The following is a 16,500-nucleotide window of genomic DNA, read 5'->3' as shown; positions in this document are numbered from 1 at the left end:
GTTCGCCAGCGAAGTCATGAAGCGAGATGGTCACGGCCGCGATCTTCTCACGCCCAGCTCCCACGCCGGTGATCCTTTCCGGTCACGGCACTAGCGGGGCCGGTCAGCCGGTGAGTTCGGCGACCAGCCGGTCGGCGGCGCGGTACGGGTCGAGGGTGCCCTCGGCGACCTGCCCGGCCAGCGCGTCCAGGTGCCGGTCGCCGCGCAGGTCGCCGATCCGGGCCCGCAGCGCGGCCAGCGTGATCGCCTCGACCTCCTGCGCGGCCCGGCGCCGACGGCGGGCGGCGAGCTCGCCGGCCTCGGCCAGCCAGCTGTGGTGCTTCTCCAGCGCCTCGACCAGCTCGTCGACGCCCTCGCCCCGGGCGGCCACGGTCTTCACGATCGGCGGCCGCCAGTCGCCGGGCTGCCGGGACTCCCCCAGGCCGAGCATGTGGTTCAGCTCGCGGGCGGTGGCGTCCGCGCCGTCCCGGTCGGCCTTGTTGACCACGAACACGTCGCCGATCTCCAGGATGCCCGCCTTGGCGGCCTGGATGCCGTCGCCCATGCCCGGCGCGAGCAGCACCACCGAGGTGTCGGCCTGCGCGGCGATCTCCACCTCGGACTGGCCGACGCCGACGGTCTCCACCAGGATCACGTCGCAGCCCGCCCCGTCCAGCACCCGCAGCGCCTGCGGGGCCGCCCAGGACAGGCCGCCGAGGTGGCCGCGGGTCGCCATCGAGCGGATGAACACCTCGGGGTCGGTGGCGTGCTCCTGCATCCGCACCCGGTCGCCGAGCAGCGCCCCGCCGGAGAACGGCGAGGACGGGTCGACGGCGAGCACCCCGACCCGCTTGCCGCGCTTGCGGTAGGCGGTCACCAGCGCGGACGTCGAGGTGGACTTGCCCACCCCGGGCGAGCCGGTCAGGCCCACCGTGTACGCCCGCCCGCTGTACGGGGCGAGCGCGGCCATCACCTCGCGCAGCTCGGGGGCGGCGTTCTCCACCAGGGTGATCAGCCGGGCCACCGCCCGGGGGCGGCCCTGCCGGGCCTGCTCGACCAGCGTCGCCACATCGGCCATCGGGTTAGCTCCTCGCAGCAGAAAAGACGGACGCCCCGCGGGGCGGCGGGCGCCGCCCCGCGGGGACCGGGAGGTTCGGTCAGCCCTGCGCGGGGACCTTGACGATCAGGGCGTCGCCCTGGCCGCCGCCGCCGCACAGCGCGGCCGCGCCGACGCCGCCGCCGCGCCGCTGCAGCTCCAGCGCCAGGTGCAGCACCACGCGGGCGCCGGACATCCCGATCGGGTGACCGAGCGCGATCGCGCCGCCGTTGACGTTGACGATCTCGTCGCTGACGCCCAGGTCCTTCATCGACTGGTGGGCGACGGCGGCGAACGCCTCGTTGATCTCGATCAGGTCGAGGTCGGCGACCTCCAGGCCCTCCTTGGCGAGGGCGTGCTTGATCGCGTTGGACGGCTGCGACTGCAGCGAGTTGTCCGGGCCGGCGACGTTGCCGTGCGCGCCGATCTCGGCGATCCAGCTCAGGCCCAGCTCCTCGGCCTTGGCCTTGCTCATCACGACGACGGCGGCGGCGCCGTCGGAGATCTGCGAGGAGGTGCCGGCCGTGATGGTGCCGTCCTTGGTGAAGGCCGGGCGCAGCTTGGCCAGGCCCTCGGCGGTGGTGTCGGCGCGGATGCCCTCGTCCTGGCTGAACAGGACCGGCTCGCCCTTGCGCTGCGGGATCGCGACGGGGACGATCTCGGCCTCGAACACGCCGTCGGCCTGCGCCTTGGCGGCCCGCTGGTGCGAGGCGGCGGCGATGGCGTCCTGCACCTCGCGGCCGATGCCCAGGCGGGTGTTGTGCTTCTCGGTGGACTCGCCCATCGGGATGTTCTCGTAGGCGTCGGTCAGGCCGTCGTGGGCCATCGCGTCGAGCATCTCGATCGCGCCGTACTTGAAGCCCTCGCGGGACTTCGGCAGCAGGTGCGGGGCGTTGGTCATCGACTCCTGGCCGCCGGCCACCACGATGTCGAACTCGCCGGCCCGGATCAGCTGGTCGGCCAGCGCGATGGCGTCCAGGCCGGACAGGCAGACCTTGTTGATGGTCAGCGCCGGGACGGTCATCGGGATGCCGGCCTTCACCGCCGCCTGCCGCGCCGGGATCTGGCCCGCGCCGGCCTGCAGCACCTGGCCCATGATCACGTACTGCACCTGCTCGCCGGAGACGCCGGCCCGCTCCAGCGCCGCCTTGATGGCGAAGCCGCCGAGCTCCGCGCCGGAGAAGCCCTTGAGGGAGCCGAGCAACCGGCCCATCGGCGTGCGCGCACCTGCGACGATCACAGAAGTAGTCATGGACGAGCCCCTTCGCGCGTCGGACCAGAGGGTATGGGGATGCGGTCAATGTACTGATCGGTCACCTCCGCGTCACCGCCGCGAAGGTGTGATCAGCGCTACTGACACTTCCCAGTCAACACCGTGCCGGTTCCGGGAAGTTCCATCGGCGGACCTCCGATGTGAGCAGGCTCGCAGGGTGTCCCGCTGGCGCGCGCTCCGGGCGATGCGCTGCACTGGGTGCCACCCCTCAACTGCTCCCGGAGGCCCCCGTGCTGACCCGCATCGACCACATCGGCATCGCCTGCTTCGACCTGGACCGGACCGTCGAGTTCTACCGGAGCACCTACGGGTTCGAGGTGTTCCACTCGGAGGTCAACGAGGAGCAGGGCGTCCGCGAGGCCATGCTGAAGATCAACGACACCGGGGACGGCGGCGCCTCCTACCTCCAGCTGCTGGAGCCGACCCGGGAGGACTCCACGGTCGCCAAGTGGCTGGCGAAGAACGGCGAGGGCGTGCACCACATCGCCTTCGGGACGGCGGACGTGGACGGCGACGCCGCCGACATCCGCGCCAAGGGCGTGCGGGTGCTGTACGACGAGCCCCGGCACGGGTCGATGGGATCGCGGATCACCTTCCTGCACCCCAAGGACTGCGGCGGCGTGCTGACCGAGCTGGTCACCGCCGCGGCGCCGGGCGAGCACTGATCCGCAGGCCGCGCGGGCCCCGTGCGCGATCCGACGAGGACCGGTACGGGGCCTGACGGGGGCCCGACCGAGCGGTAACGAACTGGGCGGTAACTTCCGAAAAGGACCTCGCCCCCATTCCCCCCGGCACGGCTCCCACTACAATGCCCAGGTGCGCTGGTGCCTCCGGGACGCGCACCGCAGGGGAGTCCACGACGCGGGCACGGCCGAACGGTCGCCGTTCGGATCTGTCACCATTCTCCAGAGGCAACAGATCGCTGCGGAGTCCACCCGGACGGCGGAGCGATGGCAAGGACCGATCGGTCCGCCCCGGGCGCTGCCCGGAGGCGGAGCGGACCCGGTCGAGGACGCGATCAGGAGATGGGCGGGACCGCGGAGTGCGGGGCTACGACCGCGTTGAGGATCACCTCTCCAAGTTCGAGGCCGAGCTGGAGAAGGCCCGCAAGGAGCGGGACAAGACCATCGAGCACGCCGACGACCTCGCCTACCAGGTGGAGGTGCTGCGGGCCAAGCTCCACGAGGCCCGCCGGCAGCTCGCGCAACCGCGCGCCTTCGACTCCGTCTCCGGCCAGGCCGAGCAGCTCCTGCGCAATGCCGAGATGCAGGCCGAGGCGCTGCGCGCGGACGCCGAGCGCCAGGTCCGCGAGTCCCAGGCCGCGACCCAGCGGATGATGGCCGAGGCCGCCGAGCGCACCGCCCAGCTGGAGGCCGAGTTCGCCACCCGGCGCCGCCGCCTGGAGGAGGAACTCGCCGAGTTCCGCGCCGCCGCCGAACGCCACGTCAACGAAAACGTCAACTGGGCGGAGCAGACCCGCGCGGGAACCGAGCAGGAGGCCCAGCGCCTGCTCCAGGAGGCCCGCGCCGAGGCCGAGCGGATGATGGCCGCCGTCCGCGCCGAGGCCGCCGCGCTCGCCGACCAGGCCCGCGCGCAGACCGCCGCCGACGTGGACGCCGCCCGCGGCGAGGCCCAGGCCCGGGCCGAGGAGGCGCTGCAACGCGCCCAGTCCGACGCCGAACGCCTGCTGCGCGCCGCCTCCGAGCACGCCCAGCAGACCGGCGCCCAGGCCGAGGAACAGCGCGTCGCCGCCGCCACCGCCGCCCAGCAGCAGCTGGCCGAGGCGCACGCCGCCGCCGAGCAGAAGCTGGCCGCCGCCGAGGCCGAGATCACCGCCCTCAAGCAGCAGGCCCGGGCCGACCAGGAACGCGCCGAGGCCGCCCTGGTCGGCGCCCAGGCCGAAATAGAGCGGCTGCGCGCCGAGGCCCTCGCCGAGGCCGAGCGGGCCCGCACCGAGGCCGCCCGGATGCGCGAGGAGGCCCTCGCCGCCGCCGAGCGCCTGCAGGCCGAGGCCGCCGCCGAGGCCGAGCGCAAGGTCGCCGACGGCACCGCCGCCAGCGAGCAGCGCTCGCAGACCGCCAAGGCCGAGATCGCCAAGATGGTGGCCGCCGCCACCCGCGAGGCCGAGCTGATCAAGGCCGCCGCCTCCACCGCCCAGGCCGAGGCCGACGCCGCCAAGGCCGCCGCCGCCGAGGAGAGCGAACGCCTGCGCAGCGCCGCCGAGTCGGTCGCCGACGAGCTGCGCGCGGACGCCGAGAAGGAGATCGCCGAGCACTGGGCCGCCGCCGAGCGCAAGGCCGCCGAGCTGCGCGAGCAGGCTGCCGCCGACGCCGAACGGCTGCGCGCCGAGGCCGCCGAGGAGGGCCGCGCCGAGGGCGCCCAGGAGGCCGCGCTGCGCCTGGCCCGGGCCGCCACGCAGGCCGAGGAGGTGCTCGCCCGCGCGGCCGACGACGCCGAGGCCACCCGCGGCGAGGCCGCCGCCGAGGCCGAACGACTCGTCGAGCACGCCAAGTCCGAGGCCGGCACGCTGCTGGAGCAGGCCCGCGAGGCCGTCGAGCAGGCGCAGAACGCCGCCATGGAGGACGCCGCCTCGATCCGCGAACAGCTGGAGCGGATGCAGGCCGAGGCCGCCCAGGCCCGCGAGCAGGCCGAGGAGCAGCGCTCCGCCGCCGAGGCCGAGGCCGAACGGGTCCGCTCCGAGGCCCGCCGGCAGGCCGCCGTCCAGATCGAGGAGTCCGCCAAGCAGGCCGAGGAGCTCCTCACCGCCGCCAAGACCGACGCGGACGCGCTGCGCTCCGGCGCCGCCGAAGAGGTCGAACGGCTGCGCACCGAGACCCGCGAGCAGGCCGCCGCCGTCCAGGGCCGGGCCGAGCAGACCCTCACCCGGGCCCGCGCCGAGGCCGAGAAGCTCACCTCCTCCGCCGCGCAGGCCCGCGACGAGCTGCTGGCCGCCGCGAAGCGCACCGCCGAGGAGCAGTTGGCCGCCGCCGAACGCTCCGCCGCCGAGACCCGCGAGCGGGCCGAGGCCGCCGCCGCGACCGTCCGCGCGGAGGCCGACGCCACCGCCGAGGCCACCCGGGCCGACGCCGCCCAGTGGGCCGAGCTCCACCGCGAGCAGGCCGAGGAGGCCGGCCGGGCCGTGCACGCCGCGGCCGAGGAGGCCGCCCGCGCGGTCGCCAAGCAGGCCGAGGCCGCCGCGCAGGCGCTGCGCGCGGAGGCGGCCGCCGCCCGCGAGGCCGCCCGCGTCGAGCTGGAGCGCGAACAGGCCCTGACCGCCGAGAAGTTGGCCGAGGCCACCGCGATCCGGGAGGCCGCCGACGGCGAGGCCGCGGCCGTCCGCAAGGCCGCCGCGCAGGACGCCCAGCGGGTCCGCGCCGAGGCCGACCAGCAGCTCACCGCCGCCCACACGGAGGCCGAGCGGCTGGCCGCCGAGGCCGCCGCCGACCGGGCCGAGGCCGAGACGCTGCGCGCGGACGCCGAGGCCTACGACCGCGAACTGCGGGCCGACGCGGAGCGGGAGACCGCCGAGCTGCGGGCCGACGCCGACCGCGAGGTCGCCGAACTGCGGGCGCTGGCCGAGCAGGAGACGGCCGAGCTGCGCGCCGTCGCCGACCGGGAGACCGCCGAGCTGCGCCGGGCCGTCGAGCAGGAGGTGGCGGAGCTGCGCGCCGCCGCCGAGCGGGAGACCGCCGAACTCCGCGAGAACGCCGACGCCTACGACCGCGAGCTGCGCGCCACCGCCGAGCACGACACCACCGAACTCCGCGAGAACGCCGACCGCGAGGTCGCCGAACTGCGCGCTGCCGCCGACCGCGAGACGGCGGAGCTGCGGGCGAGCGCCGAACTGGCCGCCGAGGAGCTGCGGGCGCAGGCCGAGGCGCTGGCCGCCGAGCTGGTCGAGACGGCCGAGCAGGAGGCCGCCGAGGTCCGGCAGTCGGTGGCGGGCCTGCACGAGGCGGCGACCAAGCAGATCACCGAGCTGCGCGCCGCCGCCGAGCAGGAGGTCGCCGAGCTGCGCGCGGCCGCCGAGCAGCAGGTGGCGGAGCTGCGCGCCGTCGCCGAGCGGGAGACCGCCGAACTCCGCGAGGCCGCCGACGCCTACGACCGCGAGCTGCGCGCCACCGCCGAACACGACACCACCGAACTCCGCGAGAACACCGAGCGCGAGGTCGCCGAACTGCGCGCCGCCGCCGACCGCGAGATCGCCGAACTGCACGCCGCCGCTGCGGAGTTCGCCGAGCAGCAGCGGTCCGCCGCGGAGGCCGGGGCGCAGCGCGCGCTGGCCGAGGCGGACGAGCTGGCGGCGGCCGCGCTGGCGGACGCCGAGGAGCGGTCGGCGCAGCTGCGCTCGGACGCCGAGGAGTACGCGCTGGCGACCCGCACCCTGGCGGAGGAGTTCGACGCGGACATCCGGGCCCGCGCGGAGGCCTTCGACGCGGAGCTGCGGGAGACCGCGGAGGCGTACGACAAGGCGACCCGCGAGCAGGCCAAGTCGGTGCTGGAGAAGGCGTTCGCGGACGCCGAGCAGCTCGCCGAGCAGGCCCAGGCGGAGGCGCTGGCGGCCGCCGCGGCGGCCGAGGAGCAGGCCGACGCGCTGGTGACGGCGGCCCGCAAGGAGGCCGAGCGCCTGATCGCGGCCGCCGACCAGCAGGGCAAGGCCGAGGTGGAGCGGGCGCGTTCGGACGCCGACGCGCTGCTGAAGGAGGCCCGCCGGGACTCCAACGCGATCCGGGCCCGGGCGGAGGAGCTGCGCGAGCGCACCGACGCCGAGATCGAGGCGCTGCACGAGCGGGCCCGCAAGGAGAACGCGCAGGCGATGAAGTCCGCCGGCGAGCGGGTGGACGCGCTGGTGACGGCCGCCCAGGAGCAGCTGACCGAGGCCGAGGAGCAGGCGCAGGCGCAGGTCGCGGAGGCCGAGGAGCGGGCGGCGGAGCTGATCGCCGCGGCCGAGTCGCGGGCGGCGGAGCTGACCTCGGAGGCCTCCGCGGAGGCGGGCCGGGTGCGGATCTCGGCGGTGCGCAAGGCCGAGGGTCTGCTGAAGGAGGCGGAGAACAAGCTCGCCGACTCCACCACCCGGGCCGAGGCGCTGATCATCAAGGCGGAGGCCAAGCTGAAGGCCGCCGAGATGGAGTCCGAGGAGCAGCTCGAAGCGGCGGCCGACGAGGCGGCGTCCCGGCTCAAGCGCGCCGACGAGGAGTCGGAGAAGCGCGTCCGGCGGGCCGGTTCGGACGCCGAGGAGCAGCTGCGGCTGGCCGCCGAGGAGGCGGAGCGGCTGCTCGCGGAGGCAAAGGCCGAGGCGAAGCGCGTGACCGACGAGGGCCAGCGGGAGTTGGACGAGTTGGTGCGCCGCCGGAAGGACATCAACACCGAGATCTCTCGGGTCCAGGACGTGCTGTCGGCGTTGGAGGCGTTCGAAGCGCCCGCGCCGGCGGCCCACAGCAACGGGGGCAGCAAGAAGGACGGAGGGCCCAAGGCCGGTGCCGGGGTGGGCTCTCCGCGATCGGGAGGCAATCGCTCCGGGGGCGCGCCACCCGATTGAGCGGACATTGTCCGTCAGCCAACGGCGTTTCGTCGTTGACACTCCGGTACCGTGTCAGGATTCCCTCAACCATCTCAGCGGTTTGACGACAGGAAGCCCAGAAATCCCATGAGCGACAGTCACTCCCCGCACGGCTTCGACCTGGTACGCCGTGGGTACGAGCGCGCCCAGGTCGACGAGCGGATCGCCAAGCTGGTGGCCGACCGAGACAGCGCGCTTTCCCGGATCAGCGCGCTGGAGAAGCGCATCGAGGAACTCCACCTGGAGACCCAGACCGCGCAGGCCGCGGTCACCGAGGCGGAGCCCTCCTACGCCGGCCTCGGCGCCCGCGTCGAGAAGATCCTCCGCCTCGCCGAGGAGGAGGCGAAGGACCTGCGCGACGAGGCGCACCGCGCCGCCGAGCAGCACCGCGAGCTGGCCGAGGCCGCGGCGCAGCAGGTCCGCACCGAGGCCGAGAACTACGCCAAGGACCGCAAGGCCAAGGCGGAGGACGAGGGCCTGCGGATCGTCGACAAGGCCAAGTCGGACGCGGCGCAGCTGCGCGCCGAGGCCAACAAGGACGCGCAGAACAAGCGCGAGGAGGCGGACGCCCTCTTCGAGGAGACCCGCACCAAGGCCGCGCAGGCGGCGCTGGAGTTCGAGACCAACCTGGCCAAGCGCCGGGAGCAGTCCGAGCGCGACCTGGCGGCCCGTCAGGCCAAGGCGGAGAAGCGGCTCGCCGAGATCGAGCACCGCGCCGAGCAGCTGCGCCTGGAGGCGGAGAAGCTGCGCACCGACGCGGAGCGCCGTTCCCGCCAGACCATCGAGACGGCGCAGCGCCAGGCCGAGGACATCGTGGCCGACGCCAACGCGAAGGCCGACCGGGTCCGCAGCGAGTCGGAGCGCGAGCTGGCGGCGCTCACCAACCGCCGCGACTCGATCAACGCGCAGCTGACCAACGTCCGCGAGATGCTGGCCACCCTGACGGGTGCGGCGGTCGCCGCGGCGTCGCTGCCGACCGACGACTCGCTGGGCGTCCCGGCGCAGCAGTCGCGCTGACGGCGGCCCCGGCAGGGGCGGCCCGCTGAGAACGACGGGAAGGGCCCGGAGCCGATGCTCCGGGCCCTTTCGTCGCGTCAGGAGCCGTGCTGCTTCAGGCGCTTGAGGAAGGCCCGGACGGCGGCGTTGAAGGTCTCGGGGGCCTCCAGCGAGGAGAGGTGGCCGACCGCCGGAATGACCGTCAGCTCGGCGTCGTGCAGCGCCTCGGCCATCATCCGGGCCTCGCTGAGCGGGGTGACGGTGTCGAGTTCGCCGACGATGACCGCGGCGGGCACCTCCAGGGCGGCCAGCACCTCCAGCGAGTCGGGGCGGGCGGCCATCGCGCGCTGCGCCCAGGCGATCGCGGCGGGGTCGGCCTCGGCGATCATCTTCCGGACGCTGTCGGCGAGTTCGGGGTCGGTACCGGGGGCGAGCAGGTTCTCGGCGGTGTTCTCCTCGTTCAGCGGGTCGGCGCTGCCGCGTTCGAGGACGGCGGTGGCGAGGCGTTCGCGGTTGGCGCGGGCGGCGTCGGTGTCGGGGGTGGCCTTGGTGTCGGCGAGGACCAGGCCGGCCAGCCGTTCGGGGTGGCGGCGGGCGAAGGCCATCGCCACGTAGCCGCCCATGGACAGGCCGCCGAGCACGGCCTGTTCGATGCCCAGTTGGTCCAGCAGGTCGGCCAGGTCGTCGGCGGCGGCGTCCAGCGAGGGCGGCCCGTCGCCGAGCGGGGCGGCGCCGAAGCCGCGCTGGTCCGGTGCGACCACCCGCGCGTCGTCCCCCGCCGGGCCGGGTACACGTTCCAGTTGGCCTTCCCACATGCGCGCGGAGAGCGGGAAGGCGTGCAGCAGGACGAGCGGGGTGCCGGTGCCGTTCTCGCGGACGGCCGGCGCGCTGGGGGAGGTCATGGCTCCACCGTAGGCCCCGGGGCCGCGCCTCGGACGGCGTTCGTCCGATTCATCGGCTTTTGTCCTACCCTGGCCGCAGACCAAGGGAGTGGCACGTGATCGAGTTGCACCACCTGACGAAGCGTTATGGCGACAAGTTGGCCGTGGACGATCTGAGCTTCCGGATCCCGGAGGGCGTGGTCACCGGGTTCCTCGGGCCGAACGGCGCCGGCAAGTCCACCACGATGCGGATGATCCTCGACCTGGACCGGCCGACCGCGGGCCGGGTCACCATCAACGGCCGCGGCTACGCCTCCGTCCAGAACCCGCTGCGGGAGATCGGCGCGCTGCTGGAGGCGAAGGGCGTGCACCCGGGGCGGACGGCCTACGACCACCTGCTGTGGATGGCGCAGTCGAACCGGATCCCGCGCGAGCGGGTCGACCACGTCCTGGACGTGGTCGGTCTGACGGCCGTCGCGAAGAAGCGCGCCCGGGGCTTCTCGCTGGGCATGGGCCAGCGTCTGGGCATCGCCTCGGCGCTGCTCGGCGACCCGAAGATCCTGATGTTCGACGAGCCGGTGAACGGGCTCGACCCCGAGGGCATCGTGTGGATCCGCCGGCTGATGAAGTCGCTGGCCGCCGAGGGCCGCACGGTGTTCGTCTCCTCGCACCTGATGAGCGAGATGGCGCTGACCGCCGACCACCTGGTGGTGATCGGCCGCGGCCGGCTGCTGGCGGACCTGCCGATGGCCGAGTTCATCAGCCGCAACTCGCGCTCCGCGGTGCGGCTGCGCACCCCGCAGCCGGAGCAGCTGCTGGACGCGCTGCGGGCGGCCGGCCTGTCCCCCGAGCCGGGCCCGGACGGGTCCTGGGAGGTGACCGACGGCGACCCGGTGCGGCTCGGCGAGCTGGCCGCCGCGCACGGCATCACGCTGCACGAGCTGAGTCCGCAACAGGCTTCGCTGGAGGACGCGTTCATGCAGATGACCGCCGAGTCCGTGGAGTACCGCACCGACGTCTCCGGCGCCGCCGCCACCGCCCCGCCGGCCCGGCCCGCCTGGGGCGCCGACTGGGACGGCCGCCGGGCCGGAAAGGAGAGTTGAGATGGCCGCCTTCCCCGCCGTGCTGCAGTCGGAGTGGACGAAGGTCCGCAGCATCCGCTCCACCGTGTGGACGCTCGCCACCACCTTCCTGATCGTGGTCGCGATGGGCTTCGCGATCTCGCTGCTGACCAGGCTGAACTACGACCAGTTCACCGAGCACAACCGCAACCCGTTCGACGCGACCACCACCTCGCTGTCCGGGATCGCGCTCGGCGAGCTGGCGATCATCGTGTTCGGGGTGCTGGCGGTCGGCAACGAGTACGCCAGCGGCATGATCCGGGTCTCGCTGGCCGCCGTCCCGCAGCGCGGCACGCTGATGGGCGCGAAGACGGTGGTGCTGGGCGTGCTCGCGCTGCTGGTCTCGCTGGTGACGGTGTTCGTCGCGTTCTTCCTCGGGCAGGCGGCGCTCGGGCAGTACAACACCGACCTCGGCCAACCCAACGTGCTGCGGGCGGTGTTCGGCGCCGGCTGCTACCTGACGCTGCTGTGCCTGTTCTCGATCGGCGTCACCATGATGCTGCGCAACCAGGTGCTGTCGCTGGGCATCCTGATCCCGTTCTTCTTCCTGATCTCGCCGATCCTGTCGATCGTCCCCGTGGTGAAGAACGTGGTGCGCTACTTCCCGGACCGGGCCGGTTCGGCGGCCCTCCAGGTGGTGCCGACCTCCGACCACCCCTTCGGCCCGTGGACCGGCCTGGCGATCTGCGCGGCCTGGGCGGCGGCGGCCCTGCTCGGCGGGTACCTGGTGCTGAAGCGGCGCGACGCGTAGCGCCGTCAGTACTTCGGAGCGCCGCGGCCCCGCAGCAGGTTGGAGCCGCGGCGTTCGCGCGCTCCCCAGCACGCCCGGTGCCAGTGCCGCCGGTCGTCCACCCCGCTGCCGTGGTCCGGCCACGCCACCACGTGCCCCACGCCGGGCGGGATCTCCTGGTCGCAGCCCGGGCACCGGTAGTACCGCCCGGCCGTCCCGGCCACGGTCTGCACGACCCAGTCCTCGCCCCGGTACGACTCCACCCGCCGCAGGCCCCCGCCCATCGGCGCGGCGCTCTCCCGGGCCTCGGACTTCTGGATCCGATTGCGTCGCGGTGACACGTGACTACCCCTCGTTCCGGCGCGTTGTCCCTCCAGGGTACGGGCCGCCGCGCCACCGGCGGGAGGCGGTGACCGGACCGCTTCCGGCGGGTGGTCCCAGCCGCCCCAGGAGCCCCGTTAGCACGGATGACCGTCCGGCGACCGCGTTTCGACGGTAATCCACCCTTCTCTTGGGCAAATTGAGGGTTCGGCGTGCCATTGGCACATGACATGGGTTACTCACGTGGTGACACGGCGGGGCTCGCGAACCCTGCGCGCACCGATGGAGGCACGCCCGATGACGAAGACCACCGCCCGCCCGCACACCCGCTCCGCCGAGCGGCGAACGGCCGGCCGAGGGGCGGTGCCGGCCGTGCAGCCGGCGCCCGAGCAGGGGCCGGAGGCCGGGACGGACGCGATCCGGGTCGGCGCGTTCCTGCTGTCCGCGCAGTTCCCCGGGCAGAGCCACGGCGAGGCGCTGGAGCGGACCGTCTCGGCGGCGCTGGTGGCCGAGCGGGTGGGCCTGGACGCGGTGTGGCTGGCCGAGCACCACTTCGTGCCGTACGGGGTCTGCCCGGACGCGGCGACGCTGGCGGGGATGCTGCTGGGCCGCACTCGGCGGATCGGGGTGGGCACCGCGGTGAGCGTGCTGACCACCCGGCACCCGGTGGCGCTGGGCGAGCAGGCGGCGCTGCTGCACCTGACCTCCGGCGGCCGGTTCACGCTGGGCGTGGGCCGCGGCGGGCCGTGGATCGACCTGGCGGTGTTCGGCGGCGGCCTGGAGGCGTACGAGCAGGGCTTCCCGGAGCGCCTGGACCTGCTGCTGCGCTGGCTGTCCGGGGCCCGGGTGGGCGGCTCGGGGCCGCAGTTCGACTTCCCCGAGGTGGCGGTGGTGCCGCGGGCCGCCGAGACCGCCCGGCGGGCGGACCTGACGGGCTGGCTGGGCCTGGACGGCGGCCCGGTGATCCCGAGGCAGCGTCAGGAGCCGTCCCCGCAGACCCGGTCGGGGCCGCCGGTGGTGATGGCGTGCACCTCCCCGGCGGGGGTGCGGACGGCCGCCGAGCGGGGCCTGCCGATGCTGCTGGGCATGCACTCGGGCGACGAGGACAAGCGGGACATGCTGGCCGCCTACCGGGCGGCCTGGCGGGCGGCGGGCCGCGGCGAGGAGCAGCTGGCCCGGGTGGAGCGCGAGCACGTCGCGGCGGGCGTGGTGCAGGTCGACGACCGGGCGGGCGCGGCGCGGGCGAGCCTGCTGCGGGCGATGCCGGACTTCTTCGCCCACGGGCTGGGCGCGCACCGCACGGTGGACGGCCGGGAGCGGTCGATGCGCGATCCGCGGGCGTACACCGAGCTGCTGTGCGACCTGCACGCGGTGGGCACGCCGCGGCAGTGCGCGGACCGGCTGCTGGCGACCGCGGAGGGCACCGGGATCCGTCGCTTCGCGCTGCTCGCCGAGGGCTCGGGCGACACCGCGGCGACGCTGCACAACCTGGACCGGATCGGCGACGAGGTGCTGCCGCAGCTGCGCTGAGCGCCCGCGGGGCGCCCCGTCCGGGTGGGTCCGGGGCGGCCCGCGCACTCGGGCGTGTCGAACTCAGCAGTCGCGCAACTCCGGGGACTGGTTGAGCAGTTGGGCGCGGACCGAGGTGAATCGGGCGTGCCGGTCGGCGGTGTCGGGGCCGGGGGCGAAGACCGCGACCCGGTGGCAGTTCTGGAAGGCCAGCTGGACGCCGAAGTGGCGCTGCAGGGCTCCGCGGATGGCGTCGCTGGCCAGCGCCCGGAGCAGCTGTCCGCGTTCCTGCTCGCTCGGCGGCGGGACTTCGTTGTCGGCGAAGTCCGTTCCGTCGACCTCCAGTTGGGTGACCAGCGAGCTGATCGTCTCCCAGGCGTAGGGCAGCGAGGTGCGGACACAGTCGACGAACTCCCGCTCGTCGACCTCGCCTCGTTCGGCCTTCTCCAACAGGGCCGGTGAGACGTCGAGCGACATGGGTTCTCCTCTCACGGTCCGCCCCGGCGGATTCGACGGGGCGGTCGTACCGGTGTGCTGAGGGTGCGGTGGACGGACGTGCGGTGAACGGCGCGCGATGTTCGAGTGCCGACGGCGCGACGGGCTGGGGGGCCGGCGCGTGCGTGGGGGTCCTGGCCAGGGGGTCAGACCAGCGTGGCAGTCCTTCCCGGACCCGGCGGGAGAATCCGGGGATTGCCGACCCGAATCGCCGCGCCGGGGCCGAGATTGGCCGGAATCAGCCGCGCTGCGACCGGTACGCCGAGCCGGCCCGAATCACCGTCGGTGGCCGTGCGGTCACCATGTTTCGCCCCTCCCGGCCGGCCCACACCCGCTCTGCGGGCACTCGCTTCAAACGGCTTCCGGGCCCGCCCGGGAACAGCCGCCTGTCTCGCGAATCGCGCCCCCGCGACCCACTGCGCACCGGCGCACCTCCCCCGGCCGCACGCCCCCTCCCCGCGCCCCGGGAATTCGAACAGGGACGGGGCACTCCCGGCGGGCCGTAGGCTTGTCCCCATGCGTCTTGTAATCGCCAAGTGCACCGTGGACTACGCGGGCCGCCTCGCTGCACATCTGCCCTCCGCCGTGCGCCTGGTGATCGTGAAGGCCGACGGGAGCGTCAGCATCCACGCCGACGACCGGGCCTACAAGCCGCTGAACTGGATGTCCCCGCCGTGCTCCCTCAAGGAGGCCGAGGGGGTGTGGACGGTCACCAACAAGGCCGGCGAGAAGCTGATCATCACCCTGGAGGACGTCCACCACGACTCCAGCCACGAGCTCGGCGTCGACCCCGGCCTGGTCAAGGACGGCGTCGAGGCCCACCTGCAGGAACTGCTCGCCGACCGGATGGAGGTGCTCGGCGCGGGCTGGCAGCTGATCCGCCGCGAGTACCCGACCGCGATCGGCCCGGTCGACATCCTCTGCCGCGACTCCGACGGCGCCACCGTCGCCGTCGAGATCAAGCGCCGCGGCGAGATCGACGGCGTCGAGCAGCTCACCCGCTACCTCGACCTCCTCAACCGCGACCCGCTGCTCGCCCCGGTCAAGGGCATCTTCGCCGCCCAGGAGATCAAGCCCCAGGCCCGCGTACTGGCCACCGACCGCGGCATCGGCTGCGTCGTCCTCGACTACGACGAGCTGCGCGGCATCGACGACGACAAGCTCAAGCTGTTCTGACCCCGGCGGGCCGGCGGCAAATCACGCTGGTCGCCGGCCCCGCGTCGCTGCCACAATCCCCGCATGCCCGTTCGAAGCGCCGAGCCGGTCGGCCGGTACGAGACCCACCTCACCCTGGCCCCGGGCGACGCCGACGCGCTGGCGGAGTGGGCGGCCGCGCACGGCCTGGAGTTCACCCACATCCTGCTGGCGCGCGGCCGGCACCCCTCGCAGCCGATGCTGTCCTGGCAGGGCGACGGCACGCTGGCCGCCCAGCACCGGCGCGCCGCCGCGGAGACGGCCCGGCTGCGGGCCGCCGGGTTCACGCCGGTCCGGGTGAAGATCGAGGCCGCGCCCTGGGCGCCCGGCGTCCCCCGCACCGACGCGGAGGCCGAACTCGCCGACGCCGCCCGCTACTTCGAACACCATGTGAAGGTGCGGCTGTCCCCCGGCGTCCCCCGCGAGACACTGGCCCGGGCCGCCGCCGGCCACCACGCGCACGTCTCCTGGAACGCCCGCCGCACCGAACCCGACGGCCACCGCCAGTACTTCGTCACCCAGCGCTGCCACCGCCTCGGCCTGCCCGCCGCCGGCTCCCGGCTCGACCGCCTCACCACCGCACTGACCGCCGCCGGCTTCCCACCCCTGAAGGTCACCCGCGAGTACGTGGTCCACGACTCGTCGCTCGCCCTGGACTCCGGCTGGCTCCCCGACACCCCGCCCGCCTGACCGAGGGCATCCGGACGTACGAACGCGCCCCCGGCCACCACTGACTGGTCGGACGCGGATGGGCGCGAATAGAGGGGCGCGGGGAACTGCGCGCAGCGGAAGGCACCCAACCGCAAGATCGCGACGCAGGACAATGACCTGCACGTGATCGCGACCTTGCGGACGGGCCTTGCGCTTGTCGCGCAGTTCACCGACCCCGCCCTCGCCACCGCCTGGTACGCCGCCCGCCGCACCGCGATGGACACCGGCCTCGCCGCCGTCGCCGCCTCCCGCTGGGCCGACCACCTGGTGCTGCGCGGCTCGGCGCCGCCGCCCGCGAACCCGGCGACCTGGACTTCGTCGTCACCCCCGCCGACCTGATGCTCGACGACCCGCGCGCCGCCGGCCTCTTCCACGACCTCCCCCGCACCGTCCACACGGCCACCGGCCCGATCCGCTTCCTGCCCGACCAGACCTTCACCGAGGACATCTGGACGTACGAACGCGCCCCCAACCGCCACTGACTGGTCGGACGCGGGAGGGTGCGAAACCAGGGAGAGCGCAACCAGGGGCGCGGGGACTGCGCGATGCGGAAGGCACCCCGTCCGCAAGATCGCGACGCAGGACAATGACCTGCACGTGATCGCGACCTTGCGGACGTGACTAGCGCTTGTCG

Annotated in this window: 15 protein-coding genes; 10 read left to right on the top strand and 5 right to left on the bottom strand. The window is 74.3% G+C overall.

Translation table 11 applies throughout. The annotated features are described in order from the left end of the window. Nucleotides 1-103: 103 nt before the first annotated feature. Together meaB and ACWEMJ_RS31260 are read right to left on the bottom strand one after the other, a co-directional pair. Entirely contained in the window at nucleotides 104-1,057 is a 954-nt protein-coding gene (meaB, locus tag ACWEMJ_RS31265; RefSeq protein WP_452140498.1) for a methylmalonyl Co-A mutase-associated GTPase MeaB, read from the bottom strand. A 79-nt stretch (nucleotides 1,058-1,136) separates the two neighbouring features. Next, nucleotides 1,137-2,327 carry an acetyl-CoA C-acetyltransferase gene (locus ACWEMJ_RS31260; RefSeq protein ID WP_452140497.1) on the bottom strand — a complete coding sequence of 397 codons (1,191 nt, stop codon included), beginning with the start codon at nucleotides 2,325-2,327 and terminating at the stop codon, nucleotides 1,137-1,139. 251 nt (nucleotides 2,328-2,578) lie between these two features. Here ACWEMJ_RS31260 and mce point away from each other — a divergent pair, with 251 nt between their 5' ends. From mce to ACWEMJ_RS31245, 3 genes are all read left to right on the top strand, one after another. Next, nucleotides 2,579-3,013, top strand: a complete 435-nt coding sequence (gene mce / locus ACWEMJ_RS31255) for a methylmalonyl-CoA epimerase (RefSeq protein WP_452140496.1) — start codon at nucleotides 2,579-2,581, stop codon at nucleotides 3,011-3,013. A gap of 377 nt (nucleotides 3,014-3,390) precedes the next feature. Further along, entirely contained in the window at nucleotides 3,391-7,887 is a 4,497-nt protein-coding gene (locus ACWEMJ_RS31250; protein ID WP_452140495.1) for a hypothetical protein, read from the top strand. 108 nt (nucleotides 7,888-7,995) lie between these two features. Continuing rightward, complete coding sequence (locus ACWEMJ_RS31245; RefSeq protein ID WP_014138112.1) at nucleotides 7,996-8,925, top strand: coiled-coil domain-containing protein; 930 nt, start codon at nucleotides 7,996-7,998, stop codon at nucleotides 8,923-8,925. Nucleotides 8,926-9,002: 77 nt separating this feature from the next. Here ACWEMJ_RS31245 and ACWEMJ_RS31240 read toward each other — a convergent pair whose 3' ends face one another. Continuing rightward, the gene (locus ACWEMJ_RS31240) at nucleotides 9,003-9,806 is read right to left on the bottom strand and encodes an alpha/beta fold hydrolase (RefSeq protein WP_452140494.1); all 804 of its coding nucleotides are present in this window, start codon (nucleotides 9,804-9,806) and stop codon (nucleotides 9,003-9,005) included. 95 nt (nucleotides 9,807-9,901) lie between these two features. Between ACWEMJ_RS31240 and ACWEMJ_RS31235 the strand changes: the two genes are divergently transcribed. Together ACWEMJ_RS31235 and ACWEMJ_RS31230 are read left to right on the top strand one after the other, a co-directional pair. Next, nucleotides 9,902-10,888, top strand: coding sequence for an ABC transporter ATP-binding protein (locus ACWEMJ_RS31235; protein ID WP_452140493.1), 987 nt, complete (start codon nucleotides 9,902-9,904; stop codon nucleotides 10,886-10,888). A 1-nt stretch (nucleotide 10,889) separates the two neighbouring features. Next, nucleotides 10,890-11,657 carry an ABC transporter permease subunit gene (locus tag ACWEMJ_RS31230; protein WP_452140492.1) on the top strand — a complete coding sequence of 256 codons (768 nt, stop codon included), beginning with the start codon at nucleotides 10,890-10,892 and terminating at the stop codon, nucleotides 11,655-11,657. A gap of 5 nt (nucleotides 11,658-11,662) precedes the next feature. Here ACWEMJ_RS31230 and ACWEMJ_RS31225 read toward each other — a convergent pair whose 3' ends face one another. Continuing rightward, entirely contained in the window at nucleotides 11,663-11,977 is a 315-nt protein-coding gene (locus tag ACWEMJ_RS31225) for an ATP/GTP-binding protein (RefSeq protein WP_452140491.1), read from the bottom strand. 397 nt (nucleotides 11,978-12,374) lie between these two features. Between ACWEMJ_RS31225 and ACWEMJ_RS31220 the strand changes: the two genes are divergently transcribed. Continuing rightward, complete coding sequence (locus ACWEMJ_RS31220) at nucleotides 12,375-13,487, top strand: LLM class flavin-dependent oxidoreductase (protein WP_452140499.1); 1,113 nt, start codon at nucleotides 12,375-12,377, stop codon at nucleotides 13,485-13,487. 63 nt (nucleotides 13,488-13,550) lie between these two features. Here ACWEMJ_RS31220 and ACWEMJ_RS31215 read toward each other — a convergent pair whose 3' ends face one another. Further along, complete coding sequence (locus ACWEMJ_RS31215; RefSeq protein ID WP_452140490.1) at nucleotides 13,551-13,943, bottom strand: SCO5389 family protein; 393 nt, start codon at nucleotides 13,941-13,943, stop codon at nucleotides 13,551-13,553. 534 nt (nucleotides 13,944-14,477) lie between these two features. Here ACWEMJ_RS31215 and nucS point away from each other — a divergent pair. From nucS to ACWEMJ_RS31195, 4 genes are all read left to right on the top strand, one after another. Then, complete coding sequence (gene nucS, locus ACWEMJ_RS31210) at nucleotides 14,478-15,137, top strand: endonuclease NucS (protein ID WP_452140489.1); 660 nt, start codon at nucleotides 14,478-14,480, stop codon at nucleotides 15,135-15,137. Between the two features lie 63 nt (nucleotides 15,138-15,200). Next, nucleotides 15,201-15,845: a hypothetical protein gene (locus ACWEMJ_RS31205; RefSeq protein WP_452140488.1), complete on the top strand. Its 645-nt coding sequence runs from the start codon at nucleotides 15,201-15,203 to the stop codon at nucleotides 15,843-15,845. Nucleotides 15,846-15,989: 144 nt separating this feature from the next. Continuing rightward, nucleotides 15,990-16,205: a hypothetical protein gene (locus ACWEMJ_RS31200; protein ID WP_452140487.1), complete on the top strand. Its 216-nt coding sequence runs from the start codon at nucleotides 15,990-15,992 to the stop codon at nucleotides 16,203-16,205. Further along, complete coding sequence (locus tag ACWEMJ_RS31195) at nucleotides 16,205-16,348, top strand: hypothetical protein (protein ID WP_452140486.1); 144 nt, start codon at nucleotides 16,205-16,207, stop codon at nucleotides 16,346-16,348. Before ACWEMJ_RS31200 ends, ACWEMJ_RS31195 begins: the two co-directional genes overlap by 1 nt. Nucleotides 16,349-16,500 lie beyond the last annotated feature (152 nt).

The organism is Kitasatospora sp. NPDC004531 (assembly GCF_053602195.1).
Note: the sequence above shows the minus strand (reverse complement) of the source record. Positions and strands in the feature narration are given on the sequence as shown.